Source organism: Clostridioides sp. ES-S-0005-03 (assembly GCF_020658455.1).
Classification (GTDB): Bacteria; Bacillota; Clostridia; order Peptostreptococcales; family Peptostreptococcaceae; genus Clostridioides.
Genome location: NZ_JACVWI010000001.1, coordinates 485,123 through 508,671 on the forward strand (window position 1 = coordinate 485,123; position 23,549 = coordinate 508,671).

Sequence of the window (23,549 nt, forward strand, 5' to 3'; positions counted from 1 at the left end):
AAAGCTAGCCCTGAATTTGCAATGAAACTTTTAAATGTAATTACTGGAGGAGGTACAGATTATCTAGCTGAGTATAATAAAGATTATTTTAAAAAACTTGATGGAGAATAAAAAAACTAAATTTATAGATAAAACATACTCAATAATTTATTAAAATTATGGTCAATATGTAGAAGTTTATTATGTAAAAGTTGTTTCTTATAGAAATAAAGATGCTAATAAAGAACATAATTGGCAATATAAATATTTGCTTGAATTATATAAAAATAATTAAATATGTAACATAAATAGTATAATAAAAGTGGCACTTAATTATAAGTGCCACTTTTATTATACTATTTATGTTATTTATAAGAGTTTATGTAGGTATTTTTTATAGGTTATAAATAGATTATATTGATTTGAAAAATTAAGTATTATAGTAATTATAAGTTTTAAATTTTAAGTTTTAAGTTTGGGACATGATATAAAGGATGATTCATATATTTTTCATAATTAGAACGAAGAATAAAATTATGTGTAGCTATGTATATTTGTTCTCCAATGTCATTGTTTAGTTCAACTCCCAATTCTTCACTTGCCTCTTTAGGAAATCCAATATGACCTTCATTTTTAATTGTATTGATAACTTTTTGGATGTTCATCATTTCGTTATCTTGAATAGATATATCAGGGCGTTCTTGGTAATTATCATTTACTAATTCTGGATAGAGTGATAACATATTAGATGTTTCAATCCAGCCTGCGTGAAAATCATTTGGAAATAATTTGATTTTTTCTTTAATAGAATTAGAAAATTTTCTTAAGATTCCCTTTTGTTCGCAATTAAAAATTGAACCCATAGGTGCAATGGAAATTATGCCATATTCTTTGTTGATTGATTCACAGGCTTGTTCTATAGCAATTGTATGTAGTGGGTCAGCATGAGCAGATATAACAACGATATTTTTAACACCCCATTTGACTATGTTCTTTAATGTACTATAAATTATTTTGTAAATTAATTCACGGCTAATATGAATATTACCTGGGAAAGTTCCCATATCTGCAAAGCCCAAAGGTATTATAGGCAGTTTTCCATAACAATAGCTAGGTAAAATTGAGTCTAGTTTATTAATTGCAAGGTTAATCCATTCATCTGTTTCATAAATATCCACACCTATTGGTAAATGTCTACCATGTTCCTCAATTGGAGCTATACCAACAAATACTACTAGTTTTTCTTTGTCTAAATTCAAAATATCTTCCCATGAAAGAGTAAGTAAGTTATAATTCATAGCCTTGAACCTCCTGAAAATTTATTTTAGTAGTGATATTATTTTCTATATACATAATAATTAACACTAATATGTATATATAGTACTTTATATAAATAGTAATATATATACATATTAGTGTCAAGAAAGAAATAACTCTGATTTTAAAAACAACGACGATTCTTTTAATAATTGTTAAGTGAAAAAGTTAATGCTTATAAATTTATTACAATATTTTTTGGACTAAATATAAAGAGCAAGTATAGTACTATTAAAAAATAGAAGATATTTATTCAAAAAACACCAATCGGAAATTAAAACAAAAAACTTTATGGTATTTATGAAAACTTTATTAGAAATACAATTTAAATTATATATTATAGAAGTTTAAATAATAAAAGTAGTAGATATTTTGATTTCTAAGGGAAATAGTATTTAAGAAAATTGGAATATAGAAATTTGAGGACAAGGTAAAAGTGATAGAGAGAAAATTTTATATAGAATTTTCTCTCTATCACTTATGTAGGTAAACTATGTAACATTATTTTATTATTTATGTAATTATTTTTGTTTACAGATGTATTTTATAGACCAAGATTTTCTCCAACTAATATTACTTTTATCTTATTTGCTGGACGACTGATTCTTGTAGTTACCATATATGCACAAATACTTTCAGGACTTGTGCAATCTATACAACTACCATTAATATAGCAAGGAGTATTAACATCTTGAAAACGCTGTACAACTGCTGGTGCAGCAATTGTTCTAGTTCTTTGTATTGCATCACCAATATTTTTTACAATCTTATTCATGCCAGCAACAACTATAACATTTTTTGGTCCAAAAATCATTGCAGCTACACGATTTCCATTCCCATCAATATTAAAAAGCTGACCATCTTCACTAATAGCATTACTACTCATTAAAAAAGTATCACATAGAAGTGCTTGACGCATAATTTCTGTTCTTTCTTCTGGACTTTTTGCCAAATCCCTATCAATAACTTTATATCCTTTATTTTTAACAGCAATTTGTACACCCATTTCCTTAAGAGTTTCAGAACCTCCCCATGAGACTGTATGGTTTTGAGGAATTAAATCTAAAATTTGTTGTAAAGCATCGTTTTTAGTTTTACAGTAATAAGCATCAAAATAGCGTTTTTTAAGAGCTGTAACGATGTTTGGACCTAACTTATCGTAACGTTTTTCTAATGGTGTTTGTCTTATCATACTAAAATCACTCCTGTATTTAAATTTTAAAGTTGTAACTATTATGCTAATTAAATTTACCTACTAGATAATTGCATAAATAAAGATAAAGAAAAGATTATACAAAATAAGCTTACATAAAACTAATTTTATTATTAACTTTTCCTAAAATTATGAAAATAGTTACAATATAGTTATAACACAAATAAGTTTTTATTATAAGATGTATATTATTAATTTTTAGTAAATAATCAAGTGGAAAAATAGTTCTGTTAAGAGTTCTTATTTTTAAAACTACTATATAAGAATGTTGTAAATTGTAGTTGATTATATGATTTTTTCACAAATATTTATTATAAATAAATGACTTAAGTTCTGTTGAATAATAAAAAAGTAAAGAAACAGTTTAAATGCATCTTTACTTTAATTAATTTTATGTTATATAAATTTGTTTAGAGTTTTTTAATTACATATTTTTGTAGTTTTCCAATATTCTGATATAATGATTGGCTTCTCTTAACACATGGTCTGCTAAAAGTGGCAATATTATAGATTTTATTTTACATTCTTCTATTCCAGATACTCCAGCCTCTTTAAAATCTTTGAATTCAACTGTTTCATCTAGAGTTTTATCTGTCATACTATTTATAGTAGCATCATTCATTTTATTTGCTTCTTCTATTAATTCCTTAAATTTTGCAGCAAATTCGTTTGAAGTATTGATTAGTTCATTTTCAGATGGGTCAAGTAATCCTCTCATAAACAATGCATGCTCCATCATAATTTGGTCCCAAAATAATTCTATCTCTTTAAAATCTTTTGAATCAATATCTATTTTATTTTCTAGGTCAATTACATAGGAACGATATAAGTTAGCTTCATGTATTATATGTTCAATAAGTAGAGGGTAATTTGAGGTAAATAGATTGCATGATAGCACTCCATCTAGAACTCTTTCTTTTAGATTAATAAGTCCATCAAGTAACTTTAGTGAATCTGAGTTAAGCTGAGCTACATAATTTACTAAATCTTGGCTAACCTGTGGATTTACACCACTTTGTAAATTTAATTCTCTTGTGGTTATGTTTTGATTTATTTCTATTCCTGTAAATTCCTCTGTCTTTTTTTCTGCATTCAATGTATGACTAGTGACAATTTCTTCTGAATATAATATATCAGGTCTAATTACACCATTGCTAGCACTAACAGCATATGATAATAATTCCTCAAATTGCTTTTTATAGTGGTCAGCTTCTAGAGCAAGATTGTAATCTTTAGGTGTGAATCCTGCTTCCAAAAAAAGAGAATGCTCTTTCATGATTCTTGAAAAAAATAAGTGTAATTCAAGTGATAAAATAACATATTTTTGATTATCTATCATAACTTCCTCCCTTTAAAAATTATCTTGTTTATAATACTTTATTCTTAAGATTTGATTTTATGTATATTAGAAATAAATTAATTAAATTCTCTTGTTACTAGTTTTAAGATTTATTATTAGATTTTAGTTTTGAATACATAACTTTTGGATAAAACTATTAAAGCTAAAATACATAAAAGTAGGCAAGAAGAATCTTATATAAAATTCTTTTGCCTACTTAATATACTTGACTTTATGCCAAACCACACTCACATAATAAAATCATTATTCTATGGAGACATGACTCCACAGTATCTTCGCCATATTTTTTAATAAAATCATCGATTTGAGTTTCTATAAATGAATAGTATTCTTTTAAATTAGCAATATATGCAGTCATTATATGGACACATTCATCAATTTTATCTTTAAACACAACCAATCCCCCTAAAAAACGAAAAATTAAAATATTCAGTAAATAGCATGTATTATTTCATTTGATAACCTATATAGTATGATATATTGGCTAGAAAAATTTTACAAGTGGGTATGCAAAACTGGTTGTTATAATTGCAAAACTGGATAGCTGTTTTGTTATATGTTCATGAATAAGAAACCAAGTAAGATATTGGGCAAATCCATTATCAAATAGATTTTTTATATATCATTTAAATTGGTAAATAGGATATTGATGTATTTTTTTTTATCAACTATAATTTAGAATATGAAGTGATAAATTTCCCCAGTAAATTAAGCTATTTAATGTGTATATATAAATGATTAAGCAATCCTCTGTAATAAAAAATAATTTTGGAAATGTTGTTATAAGTAATAGTAACAATGAAGGAGGCATGTATATGAACAGACATAACATTGAAATTATATTAAATCAGATAAAGACTAATATATATATTACAGATATTCATACTAATAAAATTATTTTTATGAATGAAAATATGAAAGAAGAATACAGTATTTTAGTTCCAGAAGGAAAAGTCTGTTGGGAAGTATTATATCCCGAAAAAAATATTCCTTGCAGTTGTTGTAAGATTTCAGAATTACTAGCGAGCAATAAAAAAGGAGTATCAATAAAATGGTATGAAAAATGTAATAAGTTAAATAGAGTTTTTGAGAATTATGATAGTTTAATTACATGGTATGATGGGACAACTGTTCATATACATCAATCTATAGATATTACAAACTCTATAGATTTAAACAAACAACTTAAGATTGATGAGTTTTGTCACGTATCAGATAACGATGAAAAAAAAGAGAACTTTGAGTATTTAAATATATCAAGAGATAAATTTGATTATGATTCCACTTTACTTTATGATGCTCTTATTAGAGGTACAGATGAATATATATATATATGTAACTTCAAAACAGGAGTATTTCGATATTCACCATCACAAGTTGAATTATTTGATTTACCAGGAGAAATTGTGGAAAATCCACTTGAATATTGGAAAAAAATTGTACACCCAGAGGACTGGAATCGTTTTTATAAGTCAAATATGGAAATAGGTAAAGATTATATGGATTATCATACAGTTGAATTTAGAGCTAAAAATCGTAGTGGAGAATATATATGGTTAAAGTGTAAAGGCCAATTAATGCGTGATGAATTTGGAGAGCCAAGTATTTTTGCAGGAATTATGACGCAGTTAGGTAAACAAAATAAGATTGACCCATTAACACAGTTATTGAACTACTATGAGTTTATGAGTGTATTTGAAGAAAAACTTTCAAATCCCATGATTGAAAAATTATGCATAATGCTACTAAATATTGATGACTTTAAGAATGTTAATGAGATGTATGATAGAGCCTTTGGAGATAACATAATAAAAACTTTAGCACAATCTATAAAATCTATTTTGCCAGGTAATGCTGAACTTTATAAACTTGATGGTGATGAAATGGGAATTCTTGTTGATAATGTTGAAGAAAATGACATTCGAATTCTATATGAACAAATACAGAATTTGATTATACATCTTCACTTGTGGAGAAAATATGGATTAAATATAACAATTTCTACTGGATGTGCTATATATCCAAAGCATGGAGATACAGTAAAAGAACTTTATAAATATGCTAGCTATTCTTTACAGTATGCTAAAGAACATGGAAAGAATAAACTTGTTTTTTTCTCTGAAAAAATCTTGAAAAATAAAATGCATTCATTGGAAATGATGTGGGAGTTGAAAGCATCAATTAATGATAATTTTCGAGGATTTAGTCTTAGATTTCAGCCACAAGTAGACACGCAAAGTCATAAAATAATAGGTGTAGAAGCACTTTTAAGATGGACTAACCAAAAAGGTGAAGCAATTTCTCCTTTAGAATTTATTCCGATTTTGGAAGAAAATGACATGATAAATGATGTGGGAGCATGGGTACTTCGAATGGCATTACGTACTTGTAGTGATTGGATTGATTATAATCCTCTTTTTACAGTAAGCGTAAATATTTCAGCTGTACAAATATTAGAGGAGACGTTTATTGAGGATGTAATTAAAATTATATCTGAGGAAAGTTTTCCTTATCAAAATCTTGTATTAGAGTTGACAGAAAGTCATACAGTACAAAATATGAGTATTTTACAAGATAAGTTTGAAATTCTACAATGTTTAGGAATTTGTATTGCTATGGATGATTTTGGTACAGGGTACTCTTCTTTAGAGATTTTAAAATTTTCTCCAATAGATATAGTTAAAATTGATAGAGTATTTGTCAAAGACATATTAAAAAGTAAGTTTGATGCTACATTCATACGATTTATTGTTGCAATTTGTCATGATGTAGGCATAAGAGTGTGTTTAGAAGGAGTAGAAACACAGGAGGAGTATGATTTAGTTAAGCAAATGAAACCAGATTACATACAGGGATATTTTTTTGGAAAGCCGCAAACAGCAAGAGAAATTTTAGCTATTTTAAAATTAGATATCTAATACTAATCAAATTTTCAATTTCACATTTACTTATATAATCTAGCAAGTAAATATATTTTAATTTTAACTGACATTTAACCTTAGATAAAAATAAAGAAAAAGTAAAATATAGGTAGATTATGTAAATATATATGCTATAATAGGGTTAACAAGAAGAAGCAGTCTACAATCTAAAGAGTGAGGTTCATGCGTAAAGAATATCCTCCCAACGTTAAGAAGGGAGGTGAATTGTGCATGGATATTTTTTTACGAGGTGTACTAGAACGTTTAGTTGCCAGTTTTATAGTTAACAAACTATTTGGAAAATGTAAAAAACCACTCGAAGCGGCAACTAAGAGTGGTTGGGAATTTGATTTAAAAATCACATTCCGTAAAAATGAGTAATTTTAAATTACGAACTCCACTCTACTGACAATAGATTGTAGTTCTTCTTGTTTTTTATTATACCACAAATTGATACAATTATTCAAAAAAAATATTTATATAATATGATATAATTATATAAATTTTGCAGTAATTTATGTATGTGATAGCTGCTATCAATTGAACTATTTGTAGCTCACTGGAGATTTAACAAAAGGTATAAGCTATGATAGTGTCAAAGCAGGAAAAGCTAATAAAGCTAGTAATATGATTGATGATGCTAGTTCAATTCTAATTGTGTTCAAAATCTATTAATACACTATATTAAGTATTTGAATTGAGATTAAAATCTCATACAATTTTGTATCTTAGTTCAAAGTCTAAAAATCGGGTGGGACTTGGTAACTTCACTCATTATACAGGTACTGGTGTTTAATCTAGGTTCGATTCATAGAACTTGAGACATAATATGTAATTCCACCTTAAAAAGACTAAGTTTGGGTAAGTTTAGTCTTTTTAAATTCTAAAATTCTTCTAATGCAGTTCATATTCAGTACACAAACTTTTGGTAATATATAAGTAAATCAAAGATTGTATAGACACTAAATGAATTCAAATATACATACTTGTACATAAAATATATGATAATTTTGAGAGGTATAAACATGAAATGTCCTAACTGTGCTAGTGAGAAAATTCAAAAAAATATTAAATGGGGAGGAAAAGGAAATGCTGGTAATGTTGGATTAAGATATAGTTTACTAGGAGTAGCAACCGTATATTCTGATTTATGTTTGGATTGTGGTGAAATAGTTAGAACATACATAATGGAAAATACTGATGAGGATTGGCAGATAAAGAGAATAAAGAATATAAAAAAATAGAATAAGTTAAAAGGCTATCTTTGTAGATGGTCTTTTTTTATATAATAGATTGAAAAGGAGAATGAATTATGAAATTTGAAGAAGTATTACCACTAATAAAAAATGAAGAAAAAGCATTTAGATTATGTTGGAATGGGAAAGGAATGTATGTGCAAATGGATAAAGGCGGAAGTTATGAGTTTTCAGAAATTTATCCATTCTTTGTAATAAAAAACACATTGAATTCTTTTAATACATGGGTTCCAAGCGTAAGTGATATATTTGCAGAGGATTGGGAAGCAATAAGAGGAGAATGATAAGGGATGGATAAGATGTTAATAAATGATAAGAGTTTTTATCCAAATAATATTTATCCAGCAATAGACCTTCTCAAGATAAAAAGACAGTTAAAATCAATATACGTTTATGAGATTGAACAGTTATTCAAGTCTCAAGTTGAAAATTTTAGTATATTAAAACTTAAGAATTGATGCTTAAGAAGGTAGCAACTGGAAATAGTTGTTACCTTCTTTTTTAATAAATTTAAAGTTTATAAAACAATATATCTTTTCCTAATTAAATAATAGGATATTATTGTTATGATAGACACTAATATTACTGATATTATTGCAGTATCAAGTCTTCTTGTTAATAAACCCATGATTATATATTCTAAACCTATTAAATAGTGATAAAATATTTCTAGTTTAGTAGCTTTTTCTCTATCTATATTCCCATATTTTAATTCTAATTTATCTAAATATTTTTTCTTACAATAATTAGTTTTACCCTTGATTAAATATCCTACAGTAACTACTATTGTAAATGTTACTCCATAACTTAAAAATATAATGTTCCAAGAATTCATAGTAGAGATACCTCCATTTAGATTTATTTTCTTAATCAAAGTATATCAGTAGTATAAACATAAAGAGTGTCTAAAAAATTACAAATATTAACAAAGGGAATAAAATTATAGTAAAAGTTTTAATAATAAAACGAACAAAAACTATCATACTAAAACATAAGACATGTTATAATTGTATTACAAAGTTTCATTAATTACACTAAAAGCACTTCTGCAAAAGAGTGCTTATTTTTTTTGAATTCATTAATATATATGAACTATTAAGAACATTACTCAACACACTTTAAAATTGATTTAAATAGGTCTTTTTAACAACCTAAATCATATGATATAATAAAAAAATAGAAGTGTACTGCCAATACACTTCTATAGTTATAACTAAGCATTCTCATGTCGGGGAGTGCTTTTTTCATTTTTCCAAACAATATTATTTACTTCATCAATAATTATCAAATCAATCTCATTTTCTTCTAATATTTCTGTTGCAGTAAAAATTAGATTATCTAAGTCAAAACTTCGAGTTATTTCTAGTTGATTGTTGTTTAGAGTTCTTTTTAGTATGTAAGTTTTAAAACGCACTTATATCACCTCTCATATTTATAAAAAAATTAAACATATATTAGCCTCTAAAATAGTTACATTAACTTGTGTTTTTAATAAACTTGTATTTACTCTTTTTTATCTAAAAGTATATTTATAAGCAAATATGCAACAAATAAAAAAATCTCAATGACACATAGTGTTATAGCTATAACTAGAAGTGATTGATTTTTCCATGCACTATAAGCTATGATGAAAAGAAATGTAAAAGCACATAATGTATAATTCATAATTTTAACTAATATATGACTTGTTTTCATTGTTAAGTATAAGTCTCTTTCATCTGCATTATCTTGTAATTCTTCAACAATGCCTTTTTTTGAAAAAGCATTGTAAAAATTAAAGATTGCTATTGTAATTAAAAGGAATGATGAAATTAGGAATCTTTGTTCTTTTAAAATGCAGTAAATAACTATGCTAGCACAGCATAACATAGAAGCTATAACAGCTACTATAAAACCTCGTCTATTCTTTACTTTCATGTTTTTTGTCCTCCATTTCTCTATTTTCTTTTAAACAACATAGTTCTTCAATAGTTGTACCAAACACTTGTGCCATACGATAGGCAAGCATAAGAGAAGGACTATATTGCTCTTTTTCAATAGAAATAATTGTTCTGTTTGATACATGGACTAAATCAGCAAGTTGTTGCTGTGTTAAACTCATATTTGTTCGAAATTCTCGCACTTTTGTTTTCATTCCATACCCTCTCTCTATATGAAGCTAACTTCATGTGAAGTTAGCTTCATAATATCCTAAAAAGAGTAAAATGTCAATTTCTTTTAGAGAAAAGATAAAAATAAACTAAAAAAGTAGAATATATTGTAAATTTTACCTGTAGTTTTTGTATTAAAAAGTTCCTACTATTAGTTTAAGTTAGATTTTATGTTATATAGAAAGAAGGAATATATTATGCTAAATAAAAAATTACCAGATGCAGAATGAAAACTCATGAAATTTATTTGGAATTCGGGATACAAAACTGTAATATCAAAAGATGTTGCAGATGAAATGGATGAAAACTATGGGTGGAAACATACAACTACAATTACAATCTTAGCAAGACTAACTAAAAAAGGTTTTTTAATATCTCAGAGAATTAGAAGACATGTACACTATACAGTATTAGTGAAAGAAAAAGAATATTTGAAATTAGAAAGAAAAAGAATTTTTTGAGGTTTACATAACAATCCTTTATCAGAAATAATTTCAAAGCTACATAAAGAGGAAATAACAGAAGACAAAATAACAGAGATATGAGAATGGATAAAAACTTGGAAAGATGAAGATTAATAGAGTAAAAGGTAGCTACTAATATAAGTGCTACTTTTTTATTGATATGGATAAAATATGGAAAAGTTATATAAAATTGTGGGTAAAATATTTTACTGATATCTAACTGACATTTGACCTTTAAAATTAAAAAAATATTGATTTTATTAAATAATAACTACTTGATTTAGTAAATACTAAAGGATATAGTAACTATATAGACAACAAAGCGAAAAGGAGTGTACAAACCTTGGAAAAACAGTATTTTACTACAGGTGAATTTGCAAAACTATGTGGTGTTTCTAAGCAGACGTTGATTTTTTATGATAAAATAGGGATTTTTTCACCTGAATATAAAGATAAAAACAATTATAGATATTATTCAGTATATCAGTACGATACATTAGATATATTACAATCATTAAGAGAAATAGGCATGAGTTTAGAAGAGATAAAAGAATATATAAAAAATAGAAGCCCTCAACATTGTGTAGAAATGCTTAAAGAAGAAGAAAAAAAGATAAAAGAGAAAATAAAAAAATTAAAACAAATAAGTTCTAAAATACAAAACCGGATAAATACTACAGTTGAAGGTATTTCTAAGATATATAATGAAGAAATTTATATATCCAATAGATGTGAAGAATACTTAGTATTATCAAGTGATTTGAGTAGTATAAATGATGGCAATTTTATGATGGAATTGATTGATTTTACAAATTACTGTAAGTCAAAAAATCTGTATCAGGGGTATGAACTAGGAGCAATAGTAAGTAATGAAAATATAAAAAATGGAGAATATTTAAGTATATCAAGTTTTTATTTAAAAATAGATAAAAAAATAAAAGATAAAAAGCTATATATAAAGCCAGAAGGAATGTATGTGTGTATAAAGCATATTGGGAGATATGAAGACTCATATAAGTCCTATGAAAAATTAAAAAAATATATATACGATAATAACTATAAAATTATTGGTAATTCATATGAAGAAAGTATACTTGACTTTTTTTGCGAAAATAATGAAGAAAATTATATGACTGAGATTTCAATTCAAATATCTATATAAGAATTAAAAATTAAAATAGAGGTATATTCACGTGATAAGTAATTTTACTTATCACCTGAATATACCTCTATTTTAATAATAAAGTATATGAATTTTTAAATAATACTTATAGGATAAAGTTTAATGTTAACTAAATGCTAATTATACAAATAAATTATAAACAAAAGTTGTTAAAAAACAAACAACAAAAGCAAGTACAGTAGGCATTAAAAATCCTAAGGCAGTCCATTTTAAACTTCCAGTTTCTCTTTTTATAGTTAAAAGTGTTGTTGCACAAGGCCAATGAAGTAAGCTAAATAACATAACATTTAAAGCTGTTAAATAAGTCCAACCATGTTCTCTAAGAACTTGACCTAGAGCACTAAAGCTATCTAATTCTATCATAGAACCAGTTGCTAGATAAGCCATTAAAAGTATAGGTACAACTATCTCATTTGCTGGAAAACCAAGAATAAAAGCCATTAATATGAAGCCATCTAGGCCAATTAGCTTAGCTAAAGGGTCTAAAAAGTTTGCAACATGTGATAATATGCTCAAATCTCCTATATAGATATTTGCAAATATCCAAGTTATTACACCAGCAGGTATAGCCACCATTACAGCTCTTCCTAAAACAAATATTGTTCTATCTATTATAGAAGTATATAAAGTTCTACCTATTTGAGGAACTCTATAAGGAGGAAGTTCTAATGTAAATGTAGAAGGAACTCCTTTTAATAATGTTTTGGAAAGAGTATAAGAAACCAACAATGTTATTATAACTCCTAAAATTATTAATAAGGTTATACAAAATGCAGTTGCTATACTAGATACAAAAGAGCTAGTTACAACAGAGCTAAAAAATATTGTAGATATGGCTATTAAAGTAGGAAAACGACCATTACAAGGTACAAAGTTATTTGTAAGTATAGCAATAAGTCTTTCTCTTGGAGAGTCAATTATTCTACAACCAATAACTCCAGCAGCATTACATCCAAATCCCATACACATAGTCAGGCACTGTTTACCATGAGCACATGCTTTTTTAAATAGATGGTCTAAATTAAATGCAACTCTTGGCAAATATCCAAAATCCTCAAGTAATGTGAATAATGGAAAAAAGATTGCCATAGGAGGTAACATTACAGAAATTACCCATGCTAAAGTTCTATATAATCCTAATACTAACATATCATTTAACCACAATGGACAATTAATGCTATTTAATATATTTGAAATACTTGGTTCAAATCCAAGTAATAAATTAGATAATAAAGTGGATGGATAGTTAGCACCTTCTATAGTAATCCACAGTATAGTACCTAATAATAAGAGCATTATTGGAAGTCCAAATATTTTAGATGTTAATATTTTATCTACTTTTTCTTCTCTATCTGTTGGTTTTTTAGCATTATTAGAACAACACTTATCACTTAATTTTTTAGCATAATCATAATTGATTTTAGTAAATTCATCTCTAGTCTTCTGTTTGTTTATATCATTTGGAACTTTTTTCTTTACTTCGTTAATAGCATCTATAGAATCTTTATCTATATAATTACTCATAGATTCAAAAATACTTTCATCGCCATCAATAAGTCTAAGACCCAACCACCTAGAATTTATATTTGGCATGATATCATCTAACTCTGGTTGAATTGATTTTACTGTGTTTTCTATATTTTCGCTGTATTTTACTGGCTTATTATTAAACTTGTATCTATCAAAAGATACATCATTTAAAATTTCTAATAGTTCACCCATACCAGAACCATTTCTTGCAGCAGTTAAAACAACTGGAATTCCAAGAGATTCCTCTAAGAAATCTTTATTAATATTAATACCTTTTTTTCTAGCTTCATCTATCAAATTTATACACAAAATGACTTTATCTGTGAGTTCCATTACTTGAAAAACTAAATTTAAATTTCTTTCAAGACATGTAGCATCACACACTACTATTACTGCATCTGGATTACCAAAGCATATAAAATCACGAGCTACAACCTCTTCTTGTGACAAAGCAAATAGAGAATATGTTCCTGGTAAATCTATTAATGCATACTCTGTATTTTGATATTTGAAATTACCACGAGCTGTAGCTACAGTTTTTCCTGGCCAATTTCCAGTGTGTTGTCTAAGTCCAGTAAGATGATTAAATACAGTACTTTTACCTGTATTTGGATTACCAGCTAGTGCAATTACAAACTGGTCTTCCTTGTTATCTATATCAAACATGTCTTTTAAAGAATTCATTTTAGTTGAGTTGTGTGTTAAACCCATATTAATATCCTCCTGCTAGAAAATTTTAAATGTCAGAAACTAATATTAGTCTACTTTCTTCTTGTCGTAGAGCTATCTTGCTACCTCTGATGTTGTAGACAGTTAAATTATTTTTTGGTCCTTTTCTAACTACATCTATAACAGCTCCTCTAGTAAGACCAAGCGCTAACATTCTCTCTCTTAAATTACCACTAGATAATATATCTTCAACTTTAACAGTTTTTTTCACTTGAATATCATTAAGGTTTTTCATAGTAGCACCTCCATGCATGAAATTTAGCCTGAGCTAATCTTCTTATTTTAAACTATGCACTATGCTATTACCTTGTTACTTTTTGCAAAAAAAAGATAGGCAATATGCCTATCACAAAGTTGGGTATAATTCTTACTTTTGGGGAAAGTAGAATATAGAATAAAAATTAACATTTTGAATCTATATAATTATTGAATTTTGATAATAAAAAAGTCAGAAAGCGCAAAAGCCTTCTGACTTATATAAGGTATTTTCAAATACCTAGATATCAATTCAATATTTAATTTATGATTTAATTATATATTAACAATGTTAGCTTGTCAACACTATAATCTCATTTTAATATGTTCAATACCTGCTTCATCATACACTTCTGAAATTTCTTTAAAACCACAAGATAAGTAAAGATTTTTTATGTAAGCCTGTGCTGATAAGGTTATATTATTTTCATGCAAATTAACCTTTATAAAGTCTATAGCACAGTCCATCATTTTCTTTGCCAAGCCCTTTTTTCGATGAGTAGAAAGAACTAAAACCCTACCAATAGAAACATCATTATAAGAGCTATATTTTTTAGGGATTATTCTGGCATAAGCACAAATCAACCCATTCTCTTCTAAAAATATATGATAAGAGTTTTTGTCTACATCATCATAATCATTTAATGAAAATATCCTCTGTTCGCATGCAAATACTTCATATCTTGACTTTGCTATTTCGTAAAACTCATTTAGACTTAAATCATTAAAGTGTTTTATTTTAAACATAATAATTACCTCCTAAGTATATTAAAACCAAATATTAAGATATATTATACCATTTTATAATTTTTAACAGTAATACTTTTATTAAAATAGGTATGTGTTAAAAATATTTTAAAAAAGTGTTATACTGTATTAAAAACAAAATATTAGTTAGAAAAATTATGGTTTGTGGAGGAAGTTGTTTTGAATACTACCAAAAAATTAACTGAAGCGGCTTTATTGTCGTCTTTATTTATAGTAATAACAATTATAGCTGTAGGGACTGGGTTTGGATATGCCATTTATTTAGATTTTATAGTGCCAATATTTTTTTGTATAATATGTTTAAAGTGTGATTTAAAGTATACTGTTTTATCTGGAGTTATATCTCTTTTAATAATTTCCTTGGTGCTTGGAAATTTGGGAACTGCTATTTGGGCAAGTCAGAGTGTATTACTTGGTATAATATGTGGTTATTTGATAAGTAAATCATCAACAGTTATGGATGATTTAGTATATGGTTCAATTATTGGAGTCATTATAATGGTTTTTATTGATATATATGCTTCAGCATTAATAGGATACAGTTTTATGAGAGAATTTCAGGGATATAGTAAATTGATTTATTTTAATGAATACTCAGATTCTATTTTTTACTTACTGATAGCACTGTTTCCTTTTGGAATGGTTTTTTGTATATACTTTTTAAGTTTGATTATGGGACATAAATTACATATTTTAAACTCTAATGCATTAAAAAAGTTTCTAGTGTTTAAGAGTTTTAGATTTTTAAATCAATTTTTATGTTGCTCAAAGAAAGTTTTTTATATGTGTGTGTTTTATTTAACTATTTTTGAAGTTACAAATATATTAAATATTAAAACTGAGTTAGTTTACTTAAAAACAATTTTTATATCAATTGGATATTTGTGTATGTATTTTGTTATTAGAGATTCCTGTATGTCACTACAAAATTTTATAATAACTAAATTTGGAAAAGTAGCATACGCTAGAATTTCTTTTTTGATAGTAGTTATATCTTTATTTCTAATGTTTAAGATAACTGTTATGGGATTAATAATTATAAATGCATTTTTAAATAAGAAAATGAATATAAGATTGACTCAAATTAATATTGTCGATAAACAAATAAATATTTTAATTGAAAAATAAACTTTATGCATTGGTAAAAAATATAAAAAAGTAGTATAATGTAAAAAAACATGTATATAATAATAAAAAAGGTTGACAAAATGTAAAAATAATAATATATTATGAGTAAGTTAAGAAAAATTTCTTGTAATTGATGAAATAATCTGAATATATAAGTGCTGTGAAGAGAAGAAGTAGAGCTGAATTTTATTTAACAGAGAGTTCCAGTTTGGTGAAATGGAATAAATTGATTTAGTTTGAATACATCTTGGAGCAATATCTCTGAAAGATAACAACCACTAAGAGATATCGGAATAGTACACGTTATAGTACATGAGTAAACAAATTATACTCTACAGAGATTAATATCGTGAGATATTAGTGAACTAAGGTGGTAACACGTAAGCAATGCTTTCGTCCTTTTAATAGGATGAGAGCTTTTTTTATTATAAAAATAAAAATCATAGATTATATAAATATTTTAGGAGGAATGAAAATGAAATCAATAGACGAGCAAATGCGAATCATTATGAAAGGTGTAGACGACTTAATAGACGAAAAAGAGCTAAGAGAAAAACTTATTAAATCAGAAAAAGAAGGAAAACCTATGATAGTAAAATTGGGGTTAGATCCAAGTGCTCCAGATATACACTTAGGTCATACAGTAGTTCTTAGAAAGATGAAACAATTACAAGATTTAGGTCATCAAATAGTAATTATAATTGGAGATTTTACAGGTAAAATTGGAGACCCAACTGGAAAATCTAAAGCTAGAAAAGCTTTAACAACAGAGCAAGTTCTTGAAAATGCAAAAACTTATCAAGAACAAATATTTAAAGTTTTAGATAAAGAAAAAACTATTGTAAGATTTAATAGTGAATGGCTAGCTAAATTAAACTTTGAAGATGTAATAAAATTAGCTGCAACTATTACTGTTGCGAGAATGTTGGAAAGAGAAGATTTTAAGAAGAGATATGAAGGACAAATGCCAATATCAGTGCATGAATTTTTCTATCCATTGATGCAAGCATATGATTCAATAGCATTAGAAGCTGATATAGAGCTTGGTGGAACTGACCAAAGATTTAACTTATTAATGGGAAGATCTTTACAAAGAGAATTTGGTATGGAATCTCAAATAGTAATAATGATGCCTTTAATAGAAGGTTTAGATGGAAAAGAAAAAATGAGTAAGAGTTTAGGTAACTATATTGGAATAGATGAAGAAGCTGGAATAATGTACCAAAAATCTATGGAGATTCCTGATGAACTTATAGTTAAATACTATAATTTAGTAACTGATGTTCATCCTGATGAAGTTAATAAAATTGAAACTCAGTTAAAAGATGGTTCAGTAAATCCAAGAGATATAAAAATGAATCTAGCAAGAGAAATAGTAACTTTATACCATGGAGAAGAAGCTGCTAAAGAAGCTGAGGAAAGGTTTAAATCTGTATTCCAAAAAGGTCAAATACCTGAAGATATACAAACAATTCAAGTTAAACAAGAAGAATTTGATTTAATTGAAGTATTAGTTTCTAATGAGATTGTTAAAAGTAAGAGTGAAGTTAGAAGATTAGCATCTCAAGGTGGAGTAAAAATAAATGGTGAGAAAGTGGAAGATTTGAGTAAAGTTGCTAAAGAAAGCGAACTTGTTGTTCAAATAGGAAAGAAAAAATTTGTAAAAATAGAGTTAGTAAAGTAAAATAAAAGCAAGTTCGTTGGTTATATAAAAGTATAATCAATGAACTTGCTTTTTTATTATATTAAGGTTTTAAATTGGTAACCATTATCTTTAAAATATGTTATAATTTGGTCTAGTGCATTTACTGTTTCTTGCTTTCCATAAGTATCATGCATTAAAAGTACAACTATTTCTTTACCTTCAGAAGATTTCTTTGCATGTTCAAATAACTCTTGAGCATTTTTCTTTTTACCTTCTGCATCAGCATTTAGAGCATTCCAGTCTATTGATGCCATATTTTTTTCTTTTAAGTAGTTACCTAAAGGTTCCATATTTTTCCATGACATATATCCACCTGGGCATCTAACTACATGTGATGAAAAATTCTTTCCTAGAACTTTTTTCATGGCTTCATCTGTTTTATTAAGTTCATTTACAAATGTATCAAGATTTAGGCTTCTGCCAGGGTATAGTTTTTTGTAGTCATGAGAATATGAGTGATGAGCTATTGCATTTCCCTCATCAAATGTTCTTTTTAAAATTTCATTGGCACCTTTTCGTTCAAGAGAATCCCCCTTAATAAAGAAAGTTCCTTTAACATCGTGTCTTTTTAAGATATCTAGGACTTGTGGAGTATTAGTAGTAGATGGTCCATCATCGAATGTAAGGAATACTATTTTTTCTCCATTATTTGAATAGTCGTATTTGTTAAGTTTATCCCAAACTAATTTTGCGTCATATCCATATTCTTTTGCAGCTTCTTTTTTTGCACCAATGATAGGCTCATTTTTTTCTTTTTCAATTCTTTCTTTTTCTAATTTTTCAGCTTTAAGCTTTTCTTGAGTTTCTTTAATTTCTCTTTTCTTGGACATATCCGCCCATGCCATAGAAAAAATACCAATAACTATTACAACAATTATAGTAAGTGCCATAGTTTTCTTTTTTCTTTTTTTTACCATGATTTCAACATTCCCCCTTTTTGTCGAATTGTATCAAAAATATATTATAATTATATCGAAGAAAGTAGAAAAAGTAAACCGACAAAGTTGTAACTAAAATAACTAAAGTGTAACTTATACAACATTATTTGCATAATATTAAAGTATCCTAGATATTGAAATTATCTATAAAAAAATTTAATATAAGTAAAAAAAATATAAAAAAGGTAAAAATTTATTAAAAAGGTGTTTACAAAAAATGATTAATATATTAATGTTAAATAGTGGATATAAATCTAGATTTAAAATACTGAAAAAATTTACTATAACTATATAAATTTATAGTAATGCTTATAGAAAAACTCTCTTGCTGTTTAGGGGGTTTATAATTTTGCAAAAAAATAAAAAGGAGGGGGCTTTATTGAAAAAATACTTTGGAGAAATAGGACTAATATTCATAGCAATTATATGGGGAAGTGGCTTTGTAGCAACCCAATTTGCACTAGACGGTGGGCTTACACCTCTACAAATAATAACTATAAGATTTTTCTTGGCAGCTGTAATTATGAATTTATTATTTTTTAAACAAATTCGTGCCAATATGGGAAAGCATTTATTAAAAGCAGGAGGGCTTTTAGGAATATTTTTATTTTTAGCCTTTACAGTACAAACCATTGGACTTATGTACACTACACCATCTAAAAATGCATTTATAACAGCAGCAAATGTTGTAATAGTTCCATTCATAGGATTTATACTTTATAGAAGAAAACTAGATAAAATAGGATTAATAAGTAGTTTAGTAGCTCTTGTAGGTATAGGTATACTTTCTTTAGAGGCTGATTTCTCTGTTAATTTTGGAGATTTTTTAACACTTATATGTTCATTTGGATTTGCATTTCATATATTCTTTACTAGCGAATTTGCTAAAGATAACAATCCAATGGCATTAACAGCTATTCAATTTACTGTAGCATTTTTACTGTCTTTAGTAGTTCAGACATTTGCAGGACAGTTGAAAATGGAAGCTGAATTGTCTGGATATATGGGAACTATATATTTAGCTATATTTAGTACTTCAATAGGGTTTTTATTCCAAACTATATGTCAAAAGAGAGTTGATGGAACTAGAACAGCCATAATACTATCTACTGAAGCTATATTTGGGACTATATTTTCTATAATAATTTTAAAAGAACCTATTACAGCCAAATTAGTTATTGGTAGTATATTGATATTTGGTGCAATTATAACAGCAGAAACTAAATTATCATTTTTAAAAAGTAAAAAAGTAGAACTTAAAGAGTCAAAAGATTCTTCACTAGAAAGTATTTAAATAGACAATTGTTTCCTAATTAATCAAATAAAGTATATATTATGTAGAAATTTGACATCAAAACTTAGTTGATACCAATGTTTCAAAGTGATAAAATTAATTAGGAAATAAATTTTATTTTTAGTGTTTAAACTATAGTACATGGGGTATATATATTCTTGTAGCAAGTTATTAAACTTTAAAATAAAAATTTAATTAATATAAAATTGGGAGGAATTTAATTATGAAAAAATTTGTTTGTACAGTATGTGGATATATACATGAAGGAGATGCTGCACCAGCACAATGTCCAGTATGTAAAGTTGGAGCTGATAAATTCGAAGAAATGAAAGGTGAAATGGTTTGGGCTGACGAACATAGAATAGGAGTAGCTCAAGGTGTGGATGCAGAAATAATCGAAGGATTAAGAGCTAACTTTACTGGTGAATGTACAGAAGTAGGAATGTATTTAGCAATGAGTAGACAAGCTGATAGAGAAGGATATCCAGAAGTAGCAGAAGCATATAAGAGAATAGCTTTTGAAGAAGCTGAACATGCTGCTAAATTTGCAGAACTTCTTGGAGAAGTTGTAGTTGCAGATACAAAAGAAAACTTAAGAGTTAGAGTTGACGCTGAATATGGTGCAACTGATGGAAAATTAAAATTAGCTAAGAGAGCTAAAGAATTAGGATTAGATGCTATACATGATACAGTACATGAAATGTGTAAAGATGAAGCTAGACATGGTAAAGCATTCTTAGGATTATTAAATAGACATTTTGGAAAATAATAATTAAAAACATAGATTAAAAGGAGAAACTTTGGTTTCTCCTTTTTTAAATTATACAAAAAATATAAAAAAATCTTTGTAATAAAAGGGTGAAGATAATATGAAATCGGTATCTGTTAGAAGCTGTAAAAATTATGAGTATGAAAATGTAAGATTTTCTATTGAAAAAATTTTAGATGACATTGGAGGGCTTAACAAGTTTGTAAAAGAAGGAAGTAAAGTACTTGTAAAACCAAATCTACTGATGAAAAAAAAGCCTGAAGAAGCTACAACTACTCATCCTATGGTAGTAAGGGTTGTATGCGAAAAGCTTTTAGAATTAAACTGTGATGTAGTAGTAGCAGATAGTCCTGGTGGACCATATAATCAAGCCTCTCTTAAAAGTATATATAAGACATCTGGAATTGAAAAGGTAGCAAATGATTTAGGTATCAAATTAAATTATGATGTTTCAGATGTTAAGATACATAGTGAAAAAGCGCATGCTCTTAAATATATGGATATTATTAAACCAGTAATAGATGCTGATTATGTAATAAATCTTTGTAAATTAAAAACACATGTGATGGCAACTTTTACTGGTGGAACAAAAAACTTATATGGATGTATAGCTGGATTAAAAAAAGCAGAAATACATTATAGATTTCCTACAGAGGAATTATTTTGTGAAAATGTACTTTTAGATATTTGTGATTATGTAAATCCGACACTGACAATTATGGATGGAATTGTAGGGATGGAAGGGGATGGTCCTTCAGCAGGAAACCCTAAAGAAATAGGTGTTTTATTAGCATCACAAAATCCATATGCTATAGATGTTGTTGCATGTAAGATTATAGGTTTGCTTCCAAATAAAGTTGCTACAATTAGAGGGGCTATTAAAAGAGAGTATATAAAAGAAGACTTTTTAGATATTGAGATTGTAGGAGAAGATATAAAGGATTTAATTATAAAAGATTATAAGGTACCAATTGTAAGTAAAGATTTAAGGCTATTTTCTGTAAAATTGCCAAAATTTTTAAATGAACCTATTTCAAAACTTATAACACCAAAGCCAGTGGTTAGATTTAAGGATTGTATAAAATGTGGAAAGTGCAAGGAAGCTTGTCCTGCAAATACCATAGAGATAGGGAATAGAGGTGCTCTTATAGATTTAAATAAATGTATAAGATGTTACTGTTGTCATGAACTTTGTCCTAAAAAGGCTATTGATGTCAAACGTAATTTTGTATTTAAGTATGTAAAATAATGTATAATATTATATGAGTCTATATAAATGAAAATTATAAAGGAGAAATAACATGATTTTAATTAAAAATGGTAGAGTGATAGACCCTAAGAGTCAAAGAGATGAGAAAATAGATTTAATTATAAAAGAAAATAAAATCTATAAAATAGGTAATTTTGATGAAAATGATGAATTTGAAAAAATAATAGATGCTAGTGGGAATATAGTTGCACCTGGATTAGTAGATGTACATGTACATTTTAGAGACCCAGGATTTACATATAAAGAAGATATAGATAGTGGAGCTAAATCTGCAGCTAGAGGTGGATTTACAACCGTTATATGTATGGCAAATACTGACCCAATTGTAGATAATGAAGATACTTTTAACTATGTGAAGGAAAAAGCAAAAAATGCATGTATAAATGTTTTACAAGCAGCAGCTATAACAAAAGGTTTTGAAGGTAAAGAGTTAGTGGATATGGAAAATCTTAAAAAGGCTGGAGTTCCAGGATTTACTGATGATGGATTACCTTTAATGGATAGCAGTCTAATTATGGAAGCAATGATTAAGGCAAAAGAGTTAGATGTACCACTTAGTTTTCATGAAGAAGACCCTTCTTTAGTTGGAAATCCTGGCGTAAATGCAGGAAAGATAGCTTCAGAGCTTGGTCTAAAAGGTGCATCGAATGTAGCAGAAGATGTAATGGTTGCTAGAGATTGCATGTTAGCACTAAAAACTGGTGCTAAGATTGATATACAACATATAAGTTCTGGGGTTTCTGTTGATATGGTTAGATTTGCAAAATATCTTGGAGCAAACGTAGTTGCAGAAGCTTCACCACATCACTTTACACTGACTGAGGAAGATGTATTAGAGTTTGGAACAAATGCAAAAATGAATCCGCCTTTAAGAACTAAGTGGGATAGAGATAAGATTATAGAAGGATTAAATGATGGTACTATTGAGATAATAGCAACAGACCATGCACCTCATAGTAAAGAAGAAAAAGATAGAGAGTTTATAAAAGCTCCAAGTGGTATTATAGGGCTTGAAACTTCGTTGTCTCTTGGAATAACAAACTTAGTATATAAAAATCATCTTAGTATGATGCAGTTAATAGAAAAAATGTCTACAAATCCTGCAAAACTATACAATTTAAATGTTGGTTTTATAGAAGAAGGAGCAGTAGCAGATATTGTTATATTTAATCCTGAAGAAGAATGGATAGTTGAAGATTTTGCTTCTAAAGCTGACAATTCCCCATTTAGAGGTAAATCTCTATATGGGAAAGTTAATTATACTATATGTAATGGAGAAGTTGTATACAACGCTTAAGGTTGTGTTTTAAGGGTGGTGAA

Annotated in this window: 25 protein-coding genes and 1 other annotated feature; of the genes, 13 read left to right on the plus strand and 12 right to left on the minus strand. The window is 27.3% G+C overall.

From position 1 onward, the window contains the following. Positions 1 to 434: 434 nt before the first annotated feature. The 4 genes from IC218_RS02280 to IC218_RS02295 form a co-directional block, all read right to left on the minus strand. Positions 435 to 1,277 (minus strand): creatininase family protein, encoded by an 843-nt coding sequence (locus IC218_RS02280; RefSeq protein ID WP_227432879.1) that lies wholly within the window; start codon positions 1,275 to 1,277, stop codon positions 435 to 437. Positions 1,278 to 1,840: 563 nt separating this feature from the next. After that, the gene (locus tag IC218_RS02285; RefSeq protein ID WP_227432881.1) at positions 1,841 to 2,488 is read right to left on the minus strand and encodes a lactate utilization protein; all 648 of its coding nucleotides are present in this window, start codon (positions 2,486 to 2,488) and stop codon (positions 1,841 to 1,843) included. A gap of 445 nt (positions 2,489 to 2,933) precedes the next feature. Beyond that, positions 2,934 to 3,848: a DUF2935 domain-containing protein gene (locus IC218_RS02290; RefSeq protein WP_227432882.1), complete on the minus strand. Its 915-nt coding sequence runs from the start codon at positions 3,846 to 3,848 to the stop codon at positions 2,934 to 2,936. A gap of 232 nt (positions 3,849 to 4,080) precedes the next feature. After that, positions 4,081 to 4,263 carry a hypothetical protein gene (locus IC218_RS02295; RefSeq protein WP_227432883.1) on the minus strand — a complete coding sequence of 61 codons (183 nt, stop codon included), beginning with the start codon at positions 4,261 to 4,263 and terminating at the stop codon, positions 4,081 to 4,083. A 421-nt stretch (positions 4,264 to 4,684) separates the two neighbouring features. Here IC218_RS02295 and IC218_RS02300 point away from each other — a divergent pair, with 421 nt between their 5' ends. From IC218_RS02300 to IC218_RS02320, 5 genes are all read left to right on the plus strand, one after another. Beyond that, positions 4,685 to 6,787 (plus strand): bifunctional diguanylate cyclase/phosphodiesterase, encoded by a 2,103-nt coding sequence (locus tag IC218_RS02300; protein WP_227823734.1) that lies wholly within the window; start codon positions 4,685 to 4,687, stop codon positions 6,785 to 6,787. 234 nt (positions 6,788 to 7,021) lie between these two features. Further along, a complete protein-coding gene (locus IC218_RS02305) occupies positions 7,022 to 7,171 on the plus strand; it encodes a hypothetical protein (protein WP_227432886.1) in 150 nt (49 codons plus the stop codon). Positions 7,172 to 7,815: 644 nt separating this feature from the next. Beyond that, the gene (locus IC218_RS02310; protein WP_227432888.1) at positions 7,816 to 8,034 is read left to right on the plus strand and encodes a hypothetical protein; all 219 of its coding nucleotides are present in this window, start codon (positions 7,816 to 7,818) and stop codon (positions 8,032 to 8,034) included. A 68-nt stretch (positions 8,035 to 8,102) separates the two neighbouring features. Next, on the plus strand, positions 8,103 to 8,330 hold the full coding sequence (locus IC218_RS02315) for a DUF2829 domain-containing protein (protein WP_227823735.1): 228 nt from the start codon (positions 8,103 to 8,105) through the stop codon (positions 8,328 to 8,330). 6 nt (positions 8,331 to 8,336) lie between these two features. Then, a complete protein-coding gene (locus IC218_RS02320; RefSeq protein ID WP_227823736.1) occupies positions 8,337 to 8,504 on the plus strand; it encodes a hypothetical protein in 168 nt (55 codons plus the stop codon). Positions 8,505 to 8,563: 59 nt separating this feature from the next. Here IC218_RS02320 and IC218_RS02325 read toward each other — a convergent pair whose 3' ends face one another. From IC218_RS02325 to IC218_RS02340, 4 genes are all read right to left on the minus strand, one after another. Next, complete coding sequence (locus IC218_RS02325; RefSeq protein ID WP_227432892.1) at positions 8,564 to 8,881, minus strand: hypothetical protein; 318 nt, start codon at positions 8,879 to 8,881, stop codon at positions 8,564 to 8,566. Between the two features lie 378 nt (positions 8,882 to 9,259). After that, the gene (locus IC218_RS02330; RefSeq protein WP_227823737.1) at positions 9,260 to 9,460 is read right to left on the minus strand and encodes a hypothetical protein; all 201 of its coding nucleotides are present in this window, start codon (positions 9,458 to 9,460) and stop codon (positions 9,260 to 9,262) included. 89 nt (positions 9,461 to 9,549) lie between these two features. Beyond that, entirely contained in the window at positions 9,550 to 9,963 is a 414-nt protein-coding gene (locus IC218_RS02335; RefSeq protein WP_227432894.1) for a hypothetical protein, read from the minus strand. Next, positions 9,947 to 10,180, minus strand: coding sequence for a helix-turn-helix transcriptional regulator (locus IC218_RS02340; protein WP_227823738.1), 234 nt, complete (start codon positions 10,178 to 10,180; stop codon positions 9,947 to 9,949). Before IC218_RS02340 ends, IC218_RS02335 begins: the two co-directional genes overlap by 17 nt. Before the next feature lie 252 nt (positions 10,181 to 10,432). Here IC218_RS02340 and IC218_RS02345 point away from each other — a divergent pair, with 252 nt between their 5' ends. Both IC218_RS02345 and IC218_RS02350 read left to right on the plus strand, forming a co-directional pair. After that, the gene (locus tag IC218_RS02345; protein WP_227823739.1) at positions 10,433 to 10,657 is read left to right on the plus strand and encodes a BlaI/MecI/CopY family transcriptional regulator; all 225 of its coding nucleotides are present in this window, start codon (positions 10,433 to 10,435) and stop codon (positions 10,655 to 10,657) included. Between the two features lie 346 nt (positions 10,658 to 11,003). Next, a complete protein-coding gene (locus tag IC218_RS02350; protein WP_227432899.1) occupies positions 11,004 to 11,822 on the plus strand; it encodes a MerR family transcriptional regulator in 819 nt (272 codons plus the stop codon). 141 nt (positions 11,823 to 11,963) lie between these two features. On the opposite strand, the gene feoB is transcribed toward IC218_RS02350, so the two are convergent. From feoB to IC218_RS02365, 3 genes are all read right to left on the minus strand, one after another. After that, positions 11,964 to 14,084, minus strand: coding sequence for a ferrous iron transport protein B (gene feoB / locus IC218_RS02355; RefSeq protein ID WP_227432901.1), 2,121 nt, complete (start codon positions 14,082 to 14,084; stop codon positions 11,964 to 11,966). Between the two features lie 25 nt (positions 14,085 to 14,109). Continuing rightward, a complete protein-coding gene (locus IC218_RS02360) occupies positions 14,110 to 14,337 on the minus strand; it encodes a FeoA family protein (protein WP_227432903.1) in 228 nt (75 codons plus the stop codon). 326 nt (positions 14,338 to 14,663) lie between these two features. Further along, on the minus strand, positions 14,664 to 15,104 hold the full coding sequence (locus IC218_RS02365) for a GNAT family N-acetyltransferase (RefSeq protein WP_227432904.1): 441 nt from the start codon (positions 15,102 to 15,104) through the stop codon (positions 14,664 to 14,666). A gap of 180 nt (positions 15,105 to 15,284) precedes the next feature. Between IC218_RS02365 and IC218_RS02370 the strand changes: the two genes are divergently transcribed. Both IC218_RS02370 and tyrS read left to right on the plus strand, forming a co-directional pair. Then, positions 15,285 to 16,253 carry a DUF2232 domain-containing protein gene (locus IC218_RS02370; protein WP_227482336.1) on the plus strand — a complete coding sequence of 323 codons (969 nt, stop codon included), beginning with the start codon at positions 15,285 to 15,287 and terminating at the stop codon, positions 16,251 to 16,253. A 151-nt stretch (positions 16,254 to 16,404) separates the two neighbouring features. Continuing rightward, positions 16,405 to 16,657, plus strand: a binding site (T-box leader). Positions 16,658 to 16,728: 71 nt separating this feature from the next. Next, positions 16,729 to 17,937 carry a tyrosine--tRNA ligase gene (gene tyrS / locus IC218_RS02375; RefSeq protein ID WP_227823740.1) on the plus strand — a complete coding sequence of 403 codons (1,209 nt, stop codon included), beginning with the start codon at positions 16,729 to 16,731 and terminating at the stop codon, positions 17,935 to 17,937. Between the two features lie 56 nt (positions 17,938 to 17,993). Here the strand turns inward: tyrS and IC218_RS02380 are convergent, their stop codons facing one another. Further along, positions 17,994 to 18,875 (minus strand): polysaccharide deacetylase family protein, encoded by an 882-nt coding sequence (locus tag IC218_RS02380; protein WP_227482337.1) that lies wholly within the window; start codon positions 18,873 to 18,875, stop codon positions 17,994 to 17,996. A gap of 370 nt (positions 18,876 to 19,245) precedes the next feature. Between IC218_RS02380 and IC218_RS02385 the strand changes: the two genes are divergently transcribed. From IC218_RS02385 to IC218_RS02400, 4 genes are all read left to right on the plus strand, one after another. Next, a complete protein-coding gene (locus IC218_RS02385) occupies positions 19,246 to 20,190 on the plus strand; it encodes a DMT family transporter (protein WP_227432908.1) in 945 nt (314 codons plus the stop codon). A gap of 223 nt (positions 20,191 to 20,413) precedes the next feature. After that, entirely contained in the window at positions 20,414 to 20,959 is a 546-nt protein-coding gene (locus tag IC218_RS02390; protein ID WP_009889371.1) for an NADH peroxidase, read from the plus strand. Between the two features lie 100 nt (positions 20,960 to 21,059). Beyond that, on the plus strand, positions 21,060 to 22,208 hold the full coding sequence (locus IC218_RS02395; RefSeq protein ID WP_227432909.1) for a DUF362 domain-containing protein: 1,149 nt from the start codon (positions 21,060 to 21,062) through the stop codon (positions 22,206 to 22,208). Positions 22,209 to 22,260: 52 nt separating this feature from the next. Then, positions 22,261 to 23,526, plus strand: coding sequence for a dihydroorotase (locus tag IC218_RS02400; RefSeq protein WP_227432910.1), 1,266 nt, complete (start codon positions 22,261 to 22,263; stop codon positions 23,524 to 23,526). The last annotated feature ends 23 nt before the right edge of the window (positions 23,527 to 23,549 follow it).